A 22814-nucleotide genomic window follows, 5' to 3' on the forward strand; every position below is an offset into this window, starting at 1 on the left:
AGAAAATAACCATAATTTAAATTAACCTATAAATTAATCTTTATTAACTATGAAAACCAATAAAAACAACTTACAAAATTTAAAATACATATTTGTCTTGCTTTTATGTATAATCTTCACTGAAGTCAACGCACAACCCGAATGTACTACTACCTCACAACCTGTAGCAAGTGTTGTACAAGCACAGTCTGTAGTAAATGCTAATCAAACAGGTAATTTTAATCTTATAAATGATGGTGTAGCTACTGCTGATGCAGGTGTATCTATGAATAGCACTAATCATCATATAGTTTTAGACCTTGGTCAAGTTTACAGCCCAGACACAGAAATTACTTTAGATTTTTGGGGTAATGGAACACAAACAAGAACTGTGGTAAATTCAGAAACACCCACAGGTGTATATTTACCTAGTGGTGGTACAAATCCTGTTACTACTCCTGTCAATATTGTAGGATCAGGGCAGTATATATATACTTTACAAAATGCCACACAGTACATACAAATTGATATGACAGTAAGAACCGGTGGACGAACAGAGTGGACAGAAGCAACCTTAACTTTGTCATGCACAGAGTCTATTCAGCAACAGAATTTTCCAGGTACTGAATTAGGCTATGCCATTGTAGGAAATGTTGGTAATACATCTGATAGTGATGTAGGTTTTGGTCATTCCCTCTATACAGAACCTAATTATGCAGAACAAGGCTATGCTATTACACACTCAGCAGATGGTGAAACAAGATTATTTGCAGATGCAAGCCAAGCTATTAGTTTTGATCTTGGTTTAAATCAAGGTGTATTACGTTTTGACTCATACGGTTTGAGGGTTAAAGATCAATTTAAATTACATGCACATGACGCTAAGATTACTGGTACACTAGAAGTAGATAACGTTAAGATTACTGGTGCAGTAGATAATGGAATAATATTTAGGGATCCTGCAGCACCTAGTTTTGAGGCAGGTAGAATAGGTACCCTTAATGGTAATACATTTTTTAGAATACCTGCTATTCCGGCTACTTATGCTACTCCAACACCATCCTTTTCAATTTATCCAAATGCAAATAGTCCAATACCACTATTTCAAGTTAAACAATTAACCAATTTAGCAGGCGCAAATACTCAAGATATAAGTAATTATTATGCCTTTTTTAATAAAAATAATTTAATTACAGCCAAAGGTATTTTAAACATTGACAGTTATTTACATGTTGGAGCATCAAGTGGCACAGGTATAGAAGCGAATCCAGCAGTACCTATTTTAATAGATGGCGCAGTGGCTCATTTTGATGGAAGAGTCTATATCTCTGAAGATGATAATAAATATACAAATGATGATGATACTGAGAAAGGGTTAGACTCCACTAATGAGGCTTATAATGACCACTTACTATGGGTAGAAAAAGGTATAGTAACAACCAATACAGCATATTTACAAGTACCACAATGGCATGATTATGTGTTTAATGAAGATTACAATCTCAACACCATAGAAGAGCTTAAAACCTTTATTAAAGAAAATGGTCATCTTCCTACAATGCCTTCTGAAGCTTCTATTTTAGAAAATGGCTTTGATGCTGTGAATATGACAGGTCGTTTGGTAAAAACGGTTGAAGAACTTACCCTTCATACGATAGCTCAAGAAGAAGAAAATACTAAACAACTTCAAGAAATTAAAGTTTTAAAAGACGATTTAAAGACTCAAAAGCAATTGAGTAAAGAGTTACTCAAACGTTTAGAAGTTTTAGAGCGTATGATTAAAGATTCATCAAAAAATTAAAAAGCATTAGTATGTTAATAAGAAAAAAATTAAAACGGACAACCGTAGTATTCATAATGTGCTTAGTTTTCTTTGTTGGTAACACGTATGCGCAAACAAGTAGTTATACACCACCAAGATGTAAAGTTAATAATCCAAATGGATCTATGAGTAATCAAGACTGCACTGAAGGTTACGAAGGTATAGCTAATCCTGAGACGTATGATATCGTATGGCAAAAAGATGGTTCTGTAATTGTGAACAATGATGTCACCTTTATATCTGGTATAAAAATTTATAAATCAAATAAACTAACTTTCCCTATTTACGAAAGCGATATGCTTTTAGTATCGCCAGAGGATTTTCATAATCCAGCTAGTGAGATCATAGGATGGGAATATGAAGAAGACTATGTAAATGATGGGGTTTTGAAAAAATATCCTATTTATGGAGAAGACACTGCATTTAATGCCTATAAAGAGGGTTTGGGTATTATAAGTAAAGACCTTACAGAATCGGGTATAACAAAAGTAGAGATGTTTAGAAGGTCAAACTTTATAGAAACAAATGCCTCAAACAATCCTAGTGGAGATTTTATGTTCAATCTTGAAGATAATGAGAAAGCTTTTGCTGATTTACTCTATGGATCTACAACAAATAATAATGTTAATGCCTTTACTTTACATCAAGTTCCTTTTGATGCGTATGGATATTATAGTCATGGATTTAGCGGTTCTCAAACTTTTATAGAAAGTACAAACTTTTCAGCAAATTGGAATAAACCGAAAAGCGCAACCTGGGCAGACACCATTGAAGATGTCATTATTGTTGCCTCCGTCATTGTTACGGCTGGTGCTGCACTAGAAATTGAACTTCCTGCTATGGGACTATCAACTAGTTTATTTTCAACAGATTCTTATGCAATTAATCAAGGATTAAAATATTCAACAGAATTTTTTGAAAATAGAGGCACATCTTTATGGAGATTACGACTAAGCAACCGATTAATATTGGGTACTAGAAGGTCTTCAATGATTAAAGGATTAAGTGTGCTTGGTGCATTTACGGCAGCAGATGCTGCATATAGTTCAAATACAAGTTTTAATACTTTCAATGCTAAAAATATTGAGCTAAAAGATGTAAATAGTATAGTATTACCGCAAGAAACGTCCTTACCACCGGGTGCTTCCGATGAAGAAAAGGCTTTGCAAAAAGTTTATAATAACTTTAGAAATTACAGTAAGAATTGCCCGCCAAATTTAAATCTTCCCGGAGATAGAAAATGTCACAACTACACAATGGAGCCTACGGTTGTAAAAATGAAAGCAAATAATGCGCATATAGAGGCACTTAGTTTGCCAGGTGCGAGTAGAGACATCATTAGACCTTATCAACTTTTTAAAGAAAATATGTGGTACTATTCTGGACCAGGTGAATTGCAAGATCAGTATTTAATTCCTCATAACGGAACAGATCAAGTTTCTCAAAAAACTATTTTAGAGGTTGTAAATTCAGTTGATGCAGGGACGCTTTTACGGACTGTATTTGAGGGCGATGGCGATTTTGATTTAGTCATAGAAGCCAGTGAGATAGACAAAGAAGCATCTTTTTTTGTGTACTCACATGGACAACCTAATTTTGGAAATCAAAAAATTATATCACATAAACTAGGAAGAGTAGGGATACACACTGCTACAAATAAGTATTTAGACCTTTATAAATGTTATGTATTAGGTGAGCTAAATCAAAATACTGTAAATGTTACACTGTCCTCTAATGGTTCAACCCCATTATACCTAACAGGCGATAATATTGTCATAAAAAACTACGCTGAAACCGATTTGCTTTTTGTTGGACCAAATACAGAAAACTTTTTTACTTCTATTCCTTTAGTCTATGAAGATGCTAATGGTAACCCAGTAACAACCAACAAACCTGAAACACATGTAGTAGTAAGTGGTGCAGTAGCCATACTAGATGAAGATGTAGTAGACAGTGATGCTGAGATTAATGGAACAGAAAAATTTGGGTTATATGTAGGCAAAGTAGGTGACGCAGAAAGCGGTATTCTAGCAAATAATGTTGCGTTGTTAAATACGTATGTATTGCCAGATTTTGTGTTTGAGGAAGACTATAGCCTAATGTCACTATTTGAACTTGAAGAATATGTAAAACACAACAAACATTTGCCAAATATACTCAGCCAAGAAGACTATAAAAAACAAGGCTTTTACAGTGTGCAAAAAATGATGTATGGGCAATTACAAAACCTAGAGGAGCTGTATTTACATGCCATAGACCAAGAAGAAAGTTTAAACGCTTTAGACACTAAAACTAAAGATTTGAAGCTTGAACTTCAGAATATAGAAAACAAATTACAACAACTTGAAAAACACAACTAACATGAAATATCAATTTTTATACCTCAGCATAATTTGCAGCATACTTACACTAAGTCTAAATGCACAAAATAATTGTACCGAAGATCATCATGGAGCCTTAGAAGTAGGTTATCCTATAAGTACTGATCTACCTGAAAATACAGTATTAGGAGTCAATGGTAGAGTGTTTATTTACAACGGAACAGAACCTATAAATACAGTAACCTTTAGAGAAGATATAGTCAAAGAATTTGCACTCATAGTTGCGGGAAGTCAAACGCAAACAACAGATGGTCAAGGAAATACTGTTACACAAGAAAACGGTGGTGGCATCGTAGCCATAGACTTAGGTATTGGTGCATCAAATTTATATATGAATTTGCCTGACTACGTCTTTGATGAAGATTATACCATGAATTCTCTAGGAGATATCCAAGCTTATGTGCAAAAGCATAAACACCTACCAGATGTAATAGGGCAAAAAGAGTTAGATGAGCAAGGCTACTTTTTAGTAGATAGAATGCTCTTTGCTCAACTTAAAAATTTGGAAGAATTAGTACTTCATACCATACAACAAGAAAAGAAAATAAAAGCGCAGGAAGAAGAAAATAAACGTCTTCGTAAGTGGGCAGAAGAGTTGGGGAAGCGTTTAGAAGCATTAGAAGAATCTAAGGAATAAATCGTTAATTATGAAATTATTAATCACTTTATGTATTTTGATTTTCTCTATCTCAAAAGTTAATTGTCAAGAATTCCCCCATAAAATAGGGTCTACTCAAGATACAAAAAATATAAATAGTCAAGACGGATATTCTTATCAGGATTTAAAGCGATCTACAGTGTTTTTTTACCCGTTTGAAGAAATAGTTGAAATGCCTAGTTTGACGTGTTCAGCAACATTTGTAAATACAACTGATCAAGAAAGTAATAAAATATATTTATTAACAACTACAAGTTGTGTTTCGCAGCATGCTGAAGGTAGTATAGGTACTGGGTACATTTCTTTTGATTTTGAAATGTCCGAAGGCAATAGGAAAGGTAATTCAAATGAAGATGCATTTATTAGTACTCTCCATAAGGTAGATTTTAGAGTACTTGTAAAAGATCAATCTATATCGCTTATTGAATTAGTCATATTTGATAATAAAATACTTGATTATGCATACACAGCAGGGTGGAATAATACTTTAGATAATATTACATATAGTAATATAAGTCATCCCAATGGTGATCATAAAAAGCTATACTTTAATCCAGAAAATATAAGTTTTGATTTTTATAATATAATGGATGAACAATTTAATGAATTTTATGGGATTGCATACACAAATCAAGATTATGAGATCTCATTTGATCAACAAGATTGGAATGGTAATTTAACAAAACTTTATACTGGTTCGGACGGTTCTGGACATTTTGACAAAGAACAATCTTTAAGGGCAATAACTTCTAATCCTATAAGATTTGATCATATCTCTAATGCGTTTTATGATGTATACGAGTCATCTGGAATAATTAAAAATGGCTTAAAGAAATTTTTAGATGAAAACAACACATGGCTTAATAAAGTACCTGGGGGTTATTACAGGCATAGATTAAGTATAAATAATACATCAAATTTTCAATTAACACTTCAGCCAAATAATAAAGAAATAACAAATGTTAATATTGATGAAGCCTATTTATTTGATAGTTTCATTGAAAATAATATAAAGGTAGTAAACCCTTCTTTCTTGTACAGAAATCTTGATAATATTGATAATATACTAAGTATCAACCTAGGTAAATATCCTTGGATGGACATTCAGGGTATAAATGTTCATGAATTAAACAATACAAAACTAACACTTAATGTCTACTATTTAGATAGAGATCGTACAACAGGCGTCATTGAACAAAGATTAATTTATGGTGTTATCGTTGACAATACAACAGACGATATTTTACTAAATGGGGCTGTTCATCCTGAATATAATTTTAAAGGAAAAGGGTACAAATGTAATGATATCCCACTAGGTATAGATCAGGACTGTAACAGGTTGTTAGTGTATGAACAACAACAACAACAAGGGGACAGTGATAATTATAAATCTGAATACCTTAAAGCTGTTGTAGATACTGCTCTCGATTTCGATAAAATCAGCATGATTTCTGAGATATTTATACCAATAAAGGTAAGTCTTAAAAACATCGGTTCTAGTCCTGCTGTTATAAATGCTGTTAGTTATCCTGGAGATGTACCTAAAAATGCATTACAACTTTTTAAACCACAAGAGGTGCTAGATAAGTTTCAGTCGATTTCTTATCCTCCTTCAAGACTGAATAGTGCATCTTTAAATATAGCTTCAATAAAAGTTTCTCAAGATGGAATATATAGATCGCCTTTAGGTGATGATCCTAATCTTGCTGGTGAAGATTACAATAAAACAATTTCAACAAGTGATAACGGTGGGTTTTTAAATTTAGTGAACAGAAATTTTTTGATTGGTCCTATCGAACTAAGCCCAAGCGAAGAAGAAAGTGAAAAATCTACATTTAAAATTAAACTAAATCTTGACAATCCTAATAATAAAGTTTTCTCATATAGTGTATGGATTGATTATTTTAAAGATTATGCAAATAATGGATTTGATTTTATTCCTGATGGTGATGGTAGTTCAGTAGTGGATAATTTAGAACTATTAAAGTCTGATACGAATATAACAGGAAATACTGTTGAGTTTGAAGTAGATCTCCCTGCGTTCAATAATATATTTTTAGAAAACGGAATTTTTGGTGAAAAAAGAATGCGTATTTCAATAAAAGAAGGAAATACTGCTCCTAATACAAGAGATAAAGACGGGAATGGTGAAGTAGAAGATTACCTCATAAAATTCATGGTTCCTTTAGAGGTGATAAGGGAAAGAGAGCAATTAAGAGAGCAAGCCAAAATATGGCATAACCAAGGAAACACTGCACAAGACCCAGCAAACCCAAATGCAGACCCTGCACAAACACCTTTGCACGACAGTACCAATATACTGTTTACATACGGAACATTTGGTGGTACATGTGAAGATAATCTTACTTGCTCCAATATCTATATTGATGAGGAAAATGCTATGGAAGAAAATAATGGGCAGTGCTATGACCTGACTGGACAAAACATTATTTATCTAGACAACACAAACCTAGTAATAAACACAAATTCTTTTTCAGATAGAACAATAAGTATATTCTATAAAGAAGACTCTTCCTTACCTGTGGAGAATAGACGAGAAATTCTGTATCAATCAGGCAATCCAGATGGAGACGGAGATGACTTTATCATAATAGCTTTAGAAGACGACATTCCAGTAGTGCATGCCAGAATAAATAACAATGTCATTGATATGACAAAAGAAATAATAGATAAACCTGAAAGCACGGACGAATGGTTATGGAAGCATGCATCTTTAGTTTTAAAAGCGGGACTTCTAGAATTATATTATAATGGAAATAAAATTTCAGAACGCAATACAACAACAACAGTTGTACAACACAATGGAATTGCTACTATTGGAGGAAGTGACAATATTATAAACAGTCCTCAATACGAAAAAAATTTCTCAACAGATCGTCAAAATGTATATACAAATTACACAGGATTTGTAGATAATATTACAATTCATGACACCGCATTGAACGATAATGATGTAGCTGTACTCTCGGTACACAATACACAAGTCGTTTCTGTAAATAACACAAACACGACCCAAAATAATAGTTCAAGGGCAATAAATTCATCAAAAAATAACGATGATGTTACTATTGATGAACAAGTAGATACGCCTTCCGACTTCTCTATCTTTCCAAATCCAGCTTCTAGCAAACTCAATATCTTGGTAGAAGTAAAACGCGAGGGACCACTACAAATTGATATATATGATATCAATGCACGCCATGTTTATACAATGAGTGAGCCTAGTATTGGGGTTGGACATCAATACATTAGGTTAGTAAACTTAAACCTTAGTGATGGGAATTACATTTTAAAAGTAAAAGCTGGAGATGTAAATCGTACTGAACAAATTATTATTAAAAGATAATTATATAAGTTTTTTAATGAGCATTGAAACTAGTGATAATTGAGGTTATCTAAATTTGGTTCATCCCAACTATATTGATAATGTCATCGCTAGTAACCACAATGCTCATTACAAAACAAGCCAATTAAAACTATATATCCTACACCTAATATCAATAAACGTATTGGTATTTGGATAAATCATAAAAAAGAACATTATGAATACACTTATAACCACCAAAAACTTTAAACTAATAGTATGTATTCTTTATCTACTACCTCAAATTGGGTTTAACCAAAATACAACAGATATTCCTCCACTTTCTGTGAATCAGTACAGTGAGTTGAATCAAATTAGAAAAATAAACGATCCTACTACGTTAAAAAAATTTCAAGACATAAAACGTGGTGTAGCTAGGCTGTGTTATAATGATTCCGATTTTAATTGTGTCAATGGATTTTTAGTGAACAACACAAATAATTTGCATGATGGTAATCAACAGATTAAAGAATTATTTTTTATAACTGAAAACCTTAACCATGTAAACTCTGGAGATAAAAAAGTTTATTTATCATTTGACTTTGAGCTGCCAGGTACCGATGCTAACCAAAATGATCTTAATACATTTACGATCAATAGAATGTATGAAGTTGAGGTAAGTGAAATTATTGAAACGAATAGAAATGTCAAATTATATAAAATTACTTTTGACGATGCAGAACAAGGAGATACCAATGCTTTTTATAACACGTATGTACTTGGCTGGGACATAGGAGACAATTCAATAAAAGATCAATATCTTTCAAATATATCTCACTACTCATCGGGCTTAGGGAATGCCAGAAGTTCTTACAAAAGTATATTCCAAAACTATGATGGAGCAAATATTAATAATGTTAGACTTAGTGAAGGTAATTTCTTAATCAATCAAGCTGATTATGAAAATCTTAATGGAAATCTTGCTAGTTTATATAATATACTTGGTTCACCCTTATTAAATGAAGAAGGGAATGCTGTCGCTTATGCGAATGTGTTTCCGCACAGGTATAACACCATAAAAGAAAGATGGTTATCCTATTACGAAAGAACCAATCCTCTCCAAAGAACATATCGTCCAAATTTTATAGATGGTTTAGAATTTGATATTCAACATAAAACTTGGCTAAATAAAGTGAGAGGTGGCTTTTTACATGATTTAATTCCCAATCCTGTAGATGCTAGTTATGATCTAACCATAAATGGTGCTGAATCAGAGGTCATAACTTTAGTGTCGACAGATTTTTTCCCTTTTGATCCTAGAGCCTCACACTTGAATAAATACAATTTAATTGAAGAATATTATGGAGATGGTATTAATGCAGGACCTGGCAATGCAAGTCAAAGTGATGTATTACTCTATGTGACACCAAATAATGATACCGATATAGTATTGTATGGCAAACAGCTCTTTCCTGAATTGCCTTTAGGATTTGTCAATGGAACCAAACCATTTCAAGGGAAACCCTGGTTTATAGGCCAAAATCCTTACAACCTACCCAATTTTCCAACTAGAAAACTTAGTATTCTTGATTTTACTAGAGATACCGATAAAATTAAGAGTAATCTATTAGACTATTTAAGAAAAACCAATACAGGTGGCATTGAACTGCTAAGTAATTTTGATTTTCCCGCTACCATACATTTAAGAACAAAATCAACTAGCCCAACAGCTTCTATCCGTGGAATACGATTGCCTCATAAACTCCCCGTAAATGCCAAAGAGTTATTTGAAGATGGAGCGTATAATGATTTATGGCAATCCTATAAATATAAAGAAAGTAAATACAGTACCCAAATCGGTAATGACCACTTGCACATAGAAAGTGTAGAAATAAACACATGGGACCAACCAGAAAATATTAGAACTCAAATACAAAATGATCCACAACACCCTTTATATCCAATCAATCCTATTTATTCTAAAAAAATCACCACAGGAGATAATGGTGGCTATCTTAATTTAGATAACTTAGTCTATAAGTTTCAGACAAATGCAAGTTTAGAATTAATAAATGATTCTGGACTTCCAAATGATGTAGATTCAAAAGACTTCTTCATAGAAATAATAATAACACTCAAAAAGAATTTTAACGGTGAAGTATCTGCCCGTGCTTGGATTGACTTTTTTAATAGAGAAGAGACAGTAGGAAAAAAAGAAGAGACAGTTGGGACTGAAACAGAGTATACGTATAATTTTGTAAATGATCCAATAGCACATCCAATTGAAAAGATTGGAGAATCTCAAAATTTATACAATGTTGAGGATTTTAATGTCATCAGAATTAATGAAAAAATACCAGCATTTGGTATTGATGAAAATAGTTCGAAATTAGGAAAAAAGCGCTTGCGTATATCGGTAAAACGAGGTGCAACATACCCTGAACAAGATTCTTTTAATGAAAATACTTTAGGCGAGGTAGAAGACTATTTAATTGATGTGCAATTAGAGGAAAACCCTAATGTAAATGATGAATTGATTGCAAGAGCAACATTAAATGTATATGCAAAAATATATCAAAAAGGTTCTACAGGAGCACAAGAGCAACAAAGTGATACCGACCCCAATTGTACAGCAGGTAGTAGCGCAGCATTAGATGCTTTACTTTACGACGACAACGGTCAGGAAGATAATCTAGGGATACAACGTACTTGTAGCGAATGGGTAGGACCTTGCGCAACAGGTGGCAATTGTTCAAGTTTATATAACGTAGATACCAATGCAATTGGAGATGAAGTCATAAATTTAGATGGACTACATTATGCCAATTTAGATACAGAAAACATCTATACCACTGGCGATTTTACACAAGGCTTTTCTGTATATGCAAAATTTAGTCCAAGCAACCCTTTAAGGACTGCAACTACTCAGTATCTCTATGCTATGGGTAATTTAGACGGCAGTAGTATCAACGATGGTTGGGGTTTACGCTTTATACCAGACAACGAAAACCCAGCTATAGAACTGGTCGTAAATGCCAATGCAGTAGTTCAAACGTATAAAATTCCATTAGCTGATTGGCTTTTAACAAACCCGAATATTTGGATAGAATGTCTAGTGGTAAAAAATAACAACAAACTCGTGGCACTTGTAAAAAACAACAGTACCAACCAACTTAAACGAGAAAGCATCACCTTATACAATAAGGCGATGTCTATTTCTGCTCCCACAACACTGGGTGGAGTAGCCTGGAGTACTTATGATAATTTTAATGGAAAAATAGACCAATTTATCTTTTGGGATACTCCATTGAATGAAAGAGATCAAGATATCTTCATGGATGTAGAAAATACGATAAGCCCAACAGGTGCTGAAATTTGTGAGGCTATAGCAGATAAAACGTTAATTTCCATTCAAAATACTAGTGCAGATAGATACGATGTAGAAACGCCACCTGTTGGAGCAGATCCTAATAGCCCTCCAACCAATCCAAATGCTCATGATTTAGCACTACAAAATGGCGAATATGTTCCACAAGGAGCAAACTCTTGGGAAGGGTATTATATAAATTCACTTTTTCAAGACAATAATCCTATTGAAGGTGAAAATGAAGTGACTATTTTGCAAGTACCAAAGCCCTATATGATGTCAAGAGCATATACCTCTTTAGGAGGGAGTTCATTTCCTAATCCAGAGGGAGGAGATGATGATGATGACTTTGATAATGATCCGGCGAACAACTATGCGCCTCTCATTCCTCAACCATCGGATAATCTTGGATTTGACCCACAAAACCCAAACACTTGGAATTACTGGGCAGAGTTAGATAAATTAAATAGTGAAATACAACAACTCATTAGAGAATGGCGTAAAGTAAGTAGTACAGCAGGTGTTAACTTTATAATTACAGCCAATGATAACGATAGGCAAATTTTCAAATCTTTTGCCAACCATATAAATACCTTTAGTGGTGCACTCAATATCGTTAGAGGCGAAGAAAAGATATCTGACTATTTGTATTTGTTGTATTCATGGGATCAAGAGTACGGTATACTCAATAACATACCTCAAGTCAATGTCTATCGAACGTTGTTGCGTTATGTGATCAATTACCATAGTTTTTTCGATCAATTAGCCGACTGTTACCAACAAGGGGAATGCGAGATAGACCTTACGGATAATTTAACAACCATAGCTTTAGATTGGTTTGGAGTGATTGTACCTGATACGGTTATCAAGCGTGTTATAAATACTGTATTTACCTTAACAGGATTGCCAGATGTCGGAAAAGTAGCTGTTATTTATCAATCTAAAGGATCGAATAACGAAGTAACTGTGGGTGTTAAACACGATGGAAGCTTGTATTTTGAGACGAAATTAAATAATGTGGTTAGAGATATACAATCGGTTATGAAAATTCCACTAAATAAAGAGGTAGAAATTACTACGACATTTAATGATGGTATGATGACAGCAAGTATAGGCGGTATTCCTATACAAGATACAGCTATCCATCCCGAAGAAAGTATAAATTATACAAATTTCACCGAAGATGGAAATGGCTCGTGTGTTGGAGGTCCTTGTAACACGACAACTACAACTTTGGTTGACGCAGACGTCAAAATTAATAGGATTTTTGTTTTAAACGAAACACTGAGTCAATTAGAAAAGTTAAACATCACCAATTGTACACTTACAAATAGCAATGCTCCAAACTCCAGTAGAGATTCAGACAACCAAACTGTAAAAATTGATACAGAACAAGACGCTACAGAAGATACCAAAGTTCAAACCGTTTTTGCTCTTTTTCCAAACCCAGTTAAAGAAGAGCTCAACATTATGCTAGAAGTTCAACAAGAAGGTCTTATGGAGGTAGAAATATTTGATATGACTGGAAGAAAAGTGTATACCCAATCTTGGTCAGAGATAGATAAGGGACACCATCTCATTACCTTACGACAGCTTAACCTTAGTGATGGGAGTTATATTGTGAAAATAAAAGCTGGAGATATAAATCGTACTGAACAAATTATTATTAAAAGATAATTATGTAAGTTTTTATAAAATCAGAAGTGTCCAATACACATTTTTAAAAGCGGGATTTCCTTATGGGATTTCCCGCTTTAGTTATATCTTGATTTTTACCACAAAACTGTAAGCATTCGGTAAAACCTTTATTGTATGCTTTAAGACAATTTTGCATGACTGGATTCTACATAAATATTTTATGATTAGTTGCAGATGATAGTAGAATTGGTATTATACCAATATACATTTAAACTGGTGTTTTGGGTACGAAGTTGCTTTGACTGTATAGGATGCTGTGAAGGGTTTGCATAGCCGTAGCTACGGAAAGTATTCGCAAAGAACTAAACCGCCAAATGAACGAGTTTATAAACATCATTTTATGTGTAAACCGGTATTAGACGGGAGGTTTCTGTGAAGTTGGTGTAAGTCCTCCAAATTTAGCTACGAAGTAAGTTTTACAAAATTATAATTTAATTTAGTAGAAGAAATTCATTTTATTAAATCTTCTTGTTTAGGGGGAATCAATTGAAGTGATTTTCTATTTAGTTTTAAAAATAATTCTTATACTTGCATGAAAGGGAAAAAAAATTTATGAATAAGAAAGTAATCTTACAATTATTACTATTTTTATGTTTTACTGTAAGCGCACAAACTAACATTAAAGGGATTGTTTTAGAAAAAGACACGAAACAACCTTTAGAATTTGCCGAGGTAATATTAATTGCTAAAAAATCTTCAAATATTAAAGGAACAATAACAGATGAGAAAGGAAATTTTCAATTAAATCCATCAATAGGTAGTTATAATTTACAGATAATATATGTTGGAAAAGTCCTATATGATATAAGTTTAGAAGTTACGAACGAACTTATAGATCTTGGAATCATAGAAGTTGTTAATTCTCAAAAATTAGATGAAATTACGATCACAGCAAAGAAGCGGTTAATTCAACGAAAAGTAGATCGTTTAGTCTTTAATGTTGAAAACTCAATACAAGCATCTCAAGGAAACGCTACAGACCTTCTAGCAATAACACCAAGTATAAATGTTCAAAATAATGCCATAACAATGCTTGGTAAAAGCGATATGGCAGTAATGATTAATGAAAGTCTTGTTCAACTTTCTGGAGAAGAACTTGTTAACTACTTGAAGTCATTACGATCTGAGGATATAAAAAATATAGAAGTTTTTAGCATACCACCTGCTAAATATGAAGCATTAGGCAGTAGTGGAATCATTAACATCAATTTAAAGAAATCAAAAAAAGATTCTTGGAGTGCATCAATAGGAGGAAACTATCTTCAAAGAGTATATCCTAGTGCAAGTTTAATGAGTAGTTTTAATTACAACAAAAATAAGCTTAGTGTTACCTCTTCTTTAAACTATGACAAAGGTTCTTGGTTTACAGATCAAGAAAATTACACATTCTTTCCAGATGAATTATGGAATAGAAAATCACCATACAGAGCAAAATATGAAAGATATCATGGGCGATTTGGAGTAAATTACGACCTTACTTCCAAATGGACTATAGGGGCTCAATATGGATTCAATAATAGCATGTATTTGTTAGATGAAAACTCATCCACGGCTATTTCTGAAACTGCAAACAACCAACTCGTAAGATCCTTGCGATCGCAAGTAGATACAGATCAAGATCGTTTAATTCACACTATTAATTTAAACAATACCTATGCTATTGATACTTTAGGAAAAAGAGTATCATTAAATCTTGATTATTTTACATTTAACAATTCTGATGACATATCATATACTGGGAATTCTACTATTTTCTCGCCAAATACAGAAAGTTTCTATGCGGGAATCAACACAAATACTCAGAAAATAAAAAATATATCAGGAAAATTAGATATTGATTATCCAACCAAATGGATAGATTTAGATTTTGGACTCAAAGTAACTGAATCAAAAACTAGTAATGATATTTTTTCTTTTAACAGCGGAATCGTAGATGATCCTGTGCTCAGTTTTCCTCTAGAACGTAATAATTTTGACTATGATGAAAATGTACAGGCAGTGTATATTTCTGGAACTAAAAAAATTAACAAATTCTGGCAGGCCAAATTAGGATTTAGGTTAGAATTGACGCAAACAGAAACGTTTACTCAAAACACAAATAGTTCTACAGAAAATGACTATGAAAAGTTATTTCCTACCTTTTATGTATCGTACAAACCCAACGATAATGCAACGTACTCATTCAGTTATGGCAAAAGGATAAATAGGCCTCAATTTTATTTTCTAAACCCAAATAGTTACTTTACAAGTCCATTTCAAGTACGAGAAGGAAACCCTTTTTTACAACCAGCATTTATAGATAATTTCGAATTTAATTTCACCTACAAAAAGCTAAACAGCAAACTCTATTTTAGTCAAGAACAAGATGTGTTTGCTCAAATACATATCCCTGATGAAAATACAAATTTAACTCGCTTAACCGTAGCTAATTACATAGATACTAAACGATTTGGTTTATCTGAAAGCTATACATTTAGTCCCTTTAGTTGGTGGGAAAGCAGTACCTTTTTTGACCTCAACTATGTCATTTTTGACTCTGATATCAACATCACAGAAGAGGAAAATACAGGATTCAATTCAAGAATATCAACATATAATGATTTTAATTTAAACAAAGAAAAAACCTTGCGATGCAATGTCAATTATTGGTATAATTTTGCCAATGTTGATGGTATTTACAATAACAGAGCGATAAGTTCATTATCCTTTGCAATTCAATACCTATTGCTCAATAAAAACCTGGATATTTCATTAAGAGCGAATGATATATTTAAAACTCAATATTTTGATTATGAATCAAGAGTTAATGGTATTTTTCAAAGAGAAAGATACTATGACGATGCTCAATCCCTTCAACTTTCCATAACATATAAGTTTGGTAACAACAATATAAGCGTAGCGACCAAAGAAACTGGAAACGAAGAAGAAAAAAGACGTACTGGAAATTAACTTTTAATCGCAAAATCTTCCCTCAAAAGATTAATTGTTAACGTATAAATAGATATTTAATATAATGAAAAGCTATTAAGTAGTGTTTGGTGTATCAAATGATCAAAGGATACAATCAAAATGCTTGGTATCGTGGAAAAGATAATGTAACACTGTATTAATTAATCATTAATACACCCCTGAAGTATTGTATATGAAATTGTTATTTAGTAAACTCAATGAATTAGGAGTTCGACTCAAGGTAGAACAAAAAGAGTTAAAGATTAAAGCCCCAAAAGGAGTATTAACGAAAGCTATTATTGCAGAAATTAAAGCGCATAAAAGTGATTTAATAGCGCTACTGTCTAATTCAGATACCCAAATTTCCAAAACTGAGTATCAAGAATCCTATCCATTGACATCTGCACAGAAACGGATGTGGATTTTGCATCAAATGCAAGGAAATAGTGCTGCATATACGATTCCTATAGCATTTGAAATTACGGGTATTATTGACTTGGAAAAGTTAGAAAAAGCATTCCAATACATCATACATCGTCATGAAAGTTTGCGAACATATTTTACGCAGAAAGAGAACCAAGAAATTCAACAATGTATTCTTCCTCAGAACGATTCAATATTCAAACTTGAAGTTATTACCACTAATGAAGAATCAGCTATTGAAGCAATAGAAGCTCATAATAAATACTCATTTTTATTAGAAAAAGCACCTTTGTGGAAAGCAAAAGTATTTCGACTTTCAGAAAACCGTCATATCATTTCACTAATAATGCATCACATTATAAGCGATGGTTGGTCTATGGAAATTTTTATCAAAGATCTATTATTCGCGTATGATTGTTTACAGCATAAAAAGACGATTGATCTCCCAGAACTTTCTATTCAATACAAAGATTATACTGTTTGGAATATTGAAGAACGTTTAAAGCCAGCTTATACAGAAGCAAGGAATTATTGGAAACAAAAATTTTCAGGAGAACTTCCAATTGTTTCGTGGCCAGGTTTTAAAACAAGACCTAAAATAAAAACGTTTCATGGAAATACATATACCCACAATTTTTCAGAAGCTTTTACAGAAAAAATTGAAGCATTTGCCGTAAAAGAAGATTGTTCCTTATTCATGCTTTTAATGACCGCTATAAATATTTTATGTTATAAATATACCAATACAACGGATACCATTATAGGAACACCAATTGCAAATAGAGATCGTACCGAATTAGAAGCGCAAATAGGATTGTACTTAAACACATTAGCCATTCGAACCTCATTTGAAGCCACTAAAACGATTCGTGAATTATTGGCTATTCAAAAACACACATTACTTGAAGCGTATACACACCAAGCATATCCATTTGATGAATTGGTGGATGCTCTTTCATTAGAACGAGATGTTTCACGCTCTCCATTATTTGATGTAATGGTAGTATTGCATAGCCAACAAAATATAGCCAACAAAACAGAAAATAGACTGAAAGGCTTAGACTTAAAACCATACCTAAAGTTAGCAGCCAAAACAAGTCGATTTGATTATACGTATGCATTCTTTAGGGGAGAAAAACTACAATTAAAACTCACCTACAATACAGACATATACGAAGCATTGCACGTACAACAACTCTGTCAGCATTTGGAAAATATACTTGAAGAAATTGTTACAAATCCACAACAAAAAATAAACGAAATCAACTATCTGTCAACAGCAGAAACAAAGTTGCTATTGGAAGATTTCACAGCAACGAAAATCGACTATAATCAACAAGAAACAATTCTCAATTTATTTGAAGAGCAAGTAGTAAAAACACCAAATGCAATTGCTATTGTATTTGAAGATAAAACAATTGACTATAAAACGCTAAATGCAACGGCAAATCAACTAGCTAACTATTTAGATACCACATATCAACTAGAATTAAATGACTTAGTCGGCATAAAATTAGTTCGAAATGAATGGATGCTTATAAGCATGTTAGCAGTATTAAAAACAGGTGCCGCTTATGTTCCAATAGATCCAAATTACCCCGAAGATCGTGTCACGTATATTGAAAGTCATAGTCAATGTACGCTTACAATAACTTTTGAAGAATTACAGAAATTTAAAACAAATCAAGAAAAATATGCTGCAAAAAATCTAGAAAAAGTGATTGATGCCAATAGCTTGGCTTATGTAATATATACTTCCGGATCTACAGGAAAACCGAAAGGCGTAATGATTACCCACAAGAATGCTACAAGTTTTTTACAATGGGCAGCACATGAATTTGACCTTTCAACATTTGAAACGGTATATGCAACAACTTCATTCTGTTTTGACTTATCAATATTTGAGATATTTTTCACATTAACAGTTGGGAAAAAGATACGACTATTACAAGATGCTTTAGAAATAAAAACGTATGTAGATACTGACAAAAAAGTGTTGTTAAATACAGTTCCTTCAGTCATTAAAAAAATACCTGAAATTACACATGATAATATCCGCGTTATCAATGTAGCGGGAGAAGAATTCCCTATTGACGAGCACTTCCTTTCGTTAGCAAAGAAAAAAGAAATTCGAAATCTTTACGGGCCTTCTGAAGATACTACATACAGCACTTGTTATCGTATACAAGGAACAGAAAAAACAAATGTGTCCATAGGAAAACCTATCGCAAATGGACATGTTTATATTTTATCTGAAACCATGAAAGTACAGCCCATTGGTGTATCAGGAGAATTATGTGTGTCTGGAGCTGGTTTGTCAAAAGGGTATTTGCATAATGACACATTAACAGCAGAGAAATTTATACCACATCCGTTTATAAAGGGTGAATTATTATACAAAACGGGCGACTTGGCTAAATGGTTGCCAGATGGAAACATAGCGTTTTTAGGTAGAAAAGATAGACAAGTAAAAATAAGAGGCTACAGAATAGAGTTGGGAGAAATTGAAAACGTATTGACTAGTTTTTCAGATGATATCTCAGAAGTAGTGCTCATGGTAAAAAAAGTGCAAAAGTATAAAGTCCTAGTAGCATATTTTACAACTAAAAATGATATAGAAAAAACGGAATTGAAAGAATATTTAGCTTCTAAACTTCCAGAATATATGGTTCCAAGCCATTATGTTTCTTTATCACAAATGCCATTAACTCCGAATGGTAAAATAGACAGGAAATCGTTGCCAGAAATTACAGGAGAATCCATCATACGAAATAGATATATCGCTCCCAAAACGCCAAAAGAAAAGGCAATAGTAAGAATATGGCAAAGTATTTTAGGTATTGAAAAAATTGGCGTAACCGATAATTTCTTTGAACTAGGAGGAAATAGCCTAATGGTATCTCAGGTAATCAATATAATGTCTAAAGAATTAAATCAAGAAGTCTCATTTGTAGATTTCTTTTCAGCTCCAATCATTAAAGAATTAGCACTGTTGTTAAAACAGCAAAACTATATTGAAATTCCAAGAGTAGAAGAAGCTGTTTCGTATCCAGTTTCATCATCTCAATATCGTTTATGGATTTTAAGTCAGTTTGCAGAAGGTTCCATAGCCTACAATATGCCAATGGTTTTAAAATTACTAGGAAAACTAGACCACAAGACATTAGAGCTTGCATTTCACAAAGTAATAGCACGTCATGAAATATTGAGAACAAACTTTAAACGAGATGCATCAGGAGAAGTTCGTCAATACATTTCAGATGAAATACCTTTTCAAATTAACTATGTAGATTGTTGTAACACTGCGGACCAAAAAACAAAAGTAGCATCTTACCTAGACACAGATTATCAAACAGCATTTAATCTGGAAAAAAATCCTTTATTACGCGCAACACTGATAAAAACGGAAACAGCGGAACATATTTTCTTAGTAACCATGCATCATATTATTAGTGATGGTTGGTCGCAAGAAATTTTAATCTCAGAAATAATTACACTCTACAATAGCATTATTTCTGGAGAAGAAATCGTGTTGCCTGCTTTGCCAATACAAAACAAAGATTATGTAAGTTGGTTGAAAAAAACCTCAAAAACACAACTTTACAAAGAGTCTGAAACGTACTGGTTACAACAATTTCAAGGCACACTTCCGGTGTTAGATTTACCAAGTTTTAAAAGCAGGCCCAAAGTACAAACGTTTCACGGGAGTGTAAAATCACATCAATATTCAGAGGCATTTCTACAATCGCTAAAAACATTTTCAAAATCGAATAATGCGAGTTTATTTATGACCCTAATGGCAGGAATCAATGCTTTATTGCATAGATATACCCACCAAAACGATATTATTTTGGGCACTCCAATTGCAGGAAGAGAACATCCTGATTTGGAAGGGCAAATTGGTCTATTTGTAAATACTTTGGCAATTCGTACACAAATAGAAAATAATCAATCATTCTCAAGTTTAATACATACACAAAAAAACAACTTATTAAATGCCTACGAACATCAAAACTATCCTTTAGATGAGTTGGTTACAAAGCTTAACCTACAAAGAGATACTTCGCGTTCTGCGTTATTTGATGTAATGGTAATTTTACAAAACCAAGAACAGCTTCAAAATATAGGCTCAAACAATCATTTGAATGATATCATAGTTGAAAGCTACCCAATATCAAATCGTACTTCAAAATTTGACATGAGTTTTGTGTTTTCTGAACTAAACGATAAACTTACGCTAGAAATAGAATACAATACTGATATTTATGACGACTATTTCGTTGATAAAATATTTTCACATTTTGAAAAATTATTGACACAACTAATAGCAATACCTTCACAATCAATCACATCGGTTAATTACTTGTCAGATGCAGAAACACATGAATTACTTCAAACCTTTAATGCAACTGCAAACACCAAGTATCCAAGTGAGAAAACCATTGTAGAACTGTTTGAAACGCAAGTTGAAAAAACGCCTACCAATACGGCACTAGTATATGAAGAAAAAGAACTTACATACCAAGAAATAAACCAAGAAGCCAATCAATTTGCAAACTATTTGATAGACAAACATCAGGTACACGCTGGAAACATAATAGGAATACAGCTAGAACGATCTGAAATTTCAATAATAGTCATGCTAGGAATATTAAAAGCTTCGTGTTCATGTTCTCCTATTGCTATTGACATTCCTCAAGAAAAATTTCAGGAAATAAGTAAAAATGCCAAACTTGTTGTCAATGCCCAATTCTTTGATGATTTTAAAAATACACAAGCGCGCTTTTCCAAAGTAAACTTAGATAAAAAATCCTCTGTAAATGATGTTGCATATATTATTTACACGTCAGGTTCTACAGGAAAACCAAAAGGATGTATGATACAAACTAAAGGAATTGTGAATCATATATACAGCAAAATAAACCTGTTAAATATGACGACTGATTCTGTAATATCTCATACCTCAAAATTACATTTTGTTGGAAGTATATGGCAAATATGGACACCATTAATTCTTGGAGGAAAACTCATTCTAAATACCTTAGCCGAAATTCAAAATATTGCGCTCTTACTAGAGAAAATCAAAAAGGAAAAGGTGAAAAACTTAGAAGTAATTCCATCGCAACTCAATAACGTATTTGCTATAGGGGAAGCCTCTAAACTTAAAGTATTGGACAAACTCATTCTTACTGGAGAACGATTGTCAAAAAAATATGTCAATCGCTTTTTTGACATTAACAAAAACATAGAAATCATTAATACCTATGGACAAACAGAATGTTCAGATGTAACCACCTTTTATCAAATTCCTGAGAAAATACAAGAAAATACAATCTTGGTTGGTCAGCCTATTCAAAACATGCAAAATTACATCCTAGATGCAAACAATGCATTAGTTCCTGTAGGTGTTATAGGCGAAATACATACATCTGGTATTGGTGTTTCACGAGGATATATAAATCAAGAAGAACTGACAAACATCAGTTTTATTAAAAATTCGTTTGACACAAAAAACAAACTATACAAAACAGGCGATTTAGGAAAAATGCTGCCAAATGGCTTGATTGAAGTATTGGGTAGAAAAGACAATCAAGTCAAGATACGTGGCTACAGAATAAACATTGGAGAAATTGAAAATGCTTTTAGGAAACATGATGAGATTAAAGATGTAGTCATTCTGTCCAAAATCAATGAATTAGAAGAACAAGAATTGATGGCTTACATCACATCAAGCAAGGAACTAAAGGCAACTGATTTGCATGCATTCTTACGGAAATATCTGTCTGATTATATGCTGCCTACATCAATTATGCAACTTGCAGAATTTCCATTGCTTCCAAATGGTAAAGTAGACAAAAATGCACTGTTAACCATAAAAAATGAAGAAATAGCACTTGGCGAACACTATGTTGCGCCAAAAAGCAATATAGAGAAAAGCTTGGTTGCCATTTGGGAAAATATATTGGAAAAAAAACAGATTGGAATCAAAGATGATTTCTTCGCATTAGGAGGTCACAGTATCAAAGCAGTGAGAATATTATTTGAAATAAAGAAAGAATTTAATATTGAGATCAACATCGTAAAAATATTTGAATCACCTACCATTGAAAATCTTGCGGCTGAAATCAGTTTCATACAATACCAAGAAAATCTTGAGTCCAAGAAAACTACCTTAAAAGAAATAGAACTATAATTTTTAATGCAGATAAATT

General features: G+C 32.8%; 7 protein-coding genes. All 7 read left to right on the forward strand.

The genetic code is table 11. The features are described from left to right. Positions 1-49 precede the first annotated feature (49 nt). Positions 50-1780, forward strand: coding sequence for a hypothetical protein (locus KORDIASMS9_RS14170; protein WP_114903467.1), 1731 nt, complete (start codon positions 50-52; stop codon positions 1778-1780). An 11-nt stretch (positions 1781-1791) separates the two neighbouring features. Beyond that, on the forward strand, positions 1792-4161 hold the full coding sequence (locus KORDIASMS9_RS14175) for a hypothetical protein (protein WP_162819965.1): 2370 nt from the start codon (positions 1792-1794) through the stop codon (positions 4159-4161). 1 nt (position 4162) lies between these two features. Next, positions 4163-4819, forward strand: coding sequence for a hypothetical protein (locus tag KORDIASMS9_RS14180; protein WP_114903469.1), 657 nt, complete (start codon positions 4163-4165; stop codon positions 4817-4819). A gap of 10 nt (positions 4820-4829) precedes the next feature. After that, positions 4830-8207, forward strand: coding sequence for a T9SS type A sorting domain-containing protein (locus KORDIASMS9_RS14185; RefSeq protein WP_114903470.1), 3378 nt, complete (start codon positions 4830-4832; stop codon positions 8205-8207). Positions 8208-8403: 196 nt separating this feature from the next. Beyond that, positions 8404-13209 (forward strand): T9SS type A sorting domain-containing protein, encoded by a 4806-nt coding sequence (locus tag KORDIASMS9_RS14190; protein ID WP_114903471.1) that lies wholly within the window; start codon positions 8404-8406, stop codon positions 13207-13209. A 573-nt stretch (positions 13210-13782) separates the two neighbouring features. Then, positions 13783-16179, forward strand: coding sequence for a TonB-dependent receptor domain-containing protein (locus KORDIASMS9_RS14195; protein ID WP_114903472.1), 2397 nt, complete (start codon positions 13783-13785; stop codon positions 16177-16179). Positions 16180-16372: 193 nt separating this feature from the next. Beyond that, entirely contained in the window at positions 16373-22795 is a 6423-nt protein-coding gene (locus tag KORDIASMS9_RS14200; RefSeq protein WP_114903473.1) for a non-ribosomal peptide synthetase, read from the forward strand. Positions 22796-22814 lie beyond the last annotated feature (19 nt).

The sequence above is a fragment of the Kordia sp. SMS9 genome (genome assembly GCF_003352465.1).
GTDB lineage: Bacteria > Bacteroidota > Bacteroidia > Flavobacteriales > Flavobacteriaceae > Kordia.

What these genes read in the sequence shown, in the direction of transcription:
- KORDIASMS9_RS14170 (WP_114903467.1), top strand. Translation starts at nt 50, where the DNA reads ATGAAAACCAATAAAAACAACTTACAAAATTTAAAATACATATTTGTC.
- KORDIASMS9_RS14175 (WP_162819965.1), top strand. Translation starts at nt 1,792, where the DNA reads ATGTTAATAAGAAAAAAATTAAAACGGACAACCGTAGTATTCATAATG.
- KORDIASMS9_RS14180 (WP_114903469.1), top strand. Translation starts at nt 4,163, where the DNA reads ATGAAATATCAATTTTTATACCTCAGCATAATTTGCAGCATACTTACA.
- KORDIASMS9_RS14185 (WP_114903470.1), top strand. Translation starts at nt 4,830, where the DNA reads ATGAAATTATTAATCACTTTATGTATTTTGATTTTCTCTATCTCAAAA.
- KORDIASMS9_RS14190 (WP_114903471.1), top strand. Translation starts at nt 8,404, where the DNA reads ATGAATACACTTATAACCACCAAAAACTTTAAACTAATAGTATGTATT.
- KORDIASMS9_RS14195 (WP_114903472.1), top strand. Translation starts at nt 13,783, where the DNA reads ATGAATAAGAAAGTAATCTTACAATTATTACTATTTTTATGTTTTACT.
- KORDIASMS9_RS14200 (WP_114903473.1), top strand. Translation starts at nt 16,373, where the DNA reads ATGAAATTGTTATTTAGTAAACTCAATGAATTAGGAGTTCGACTCAAG.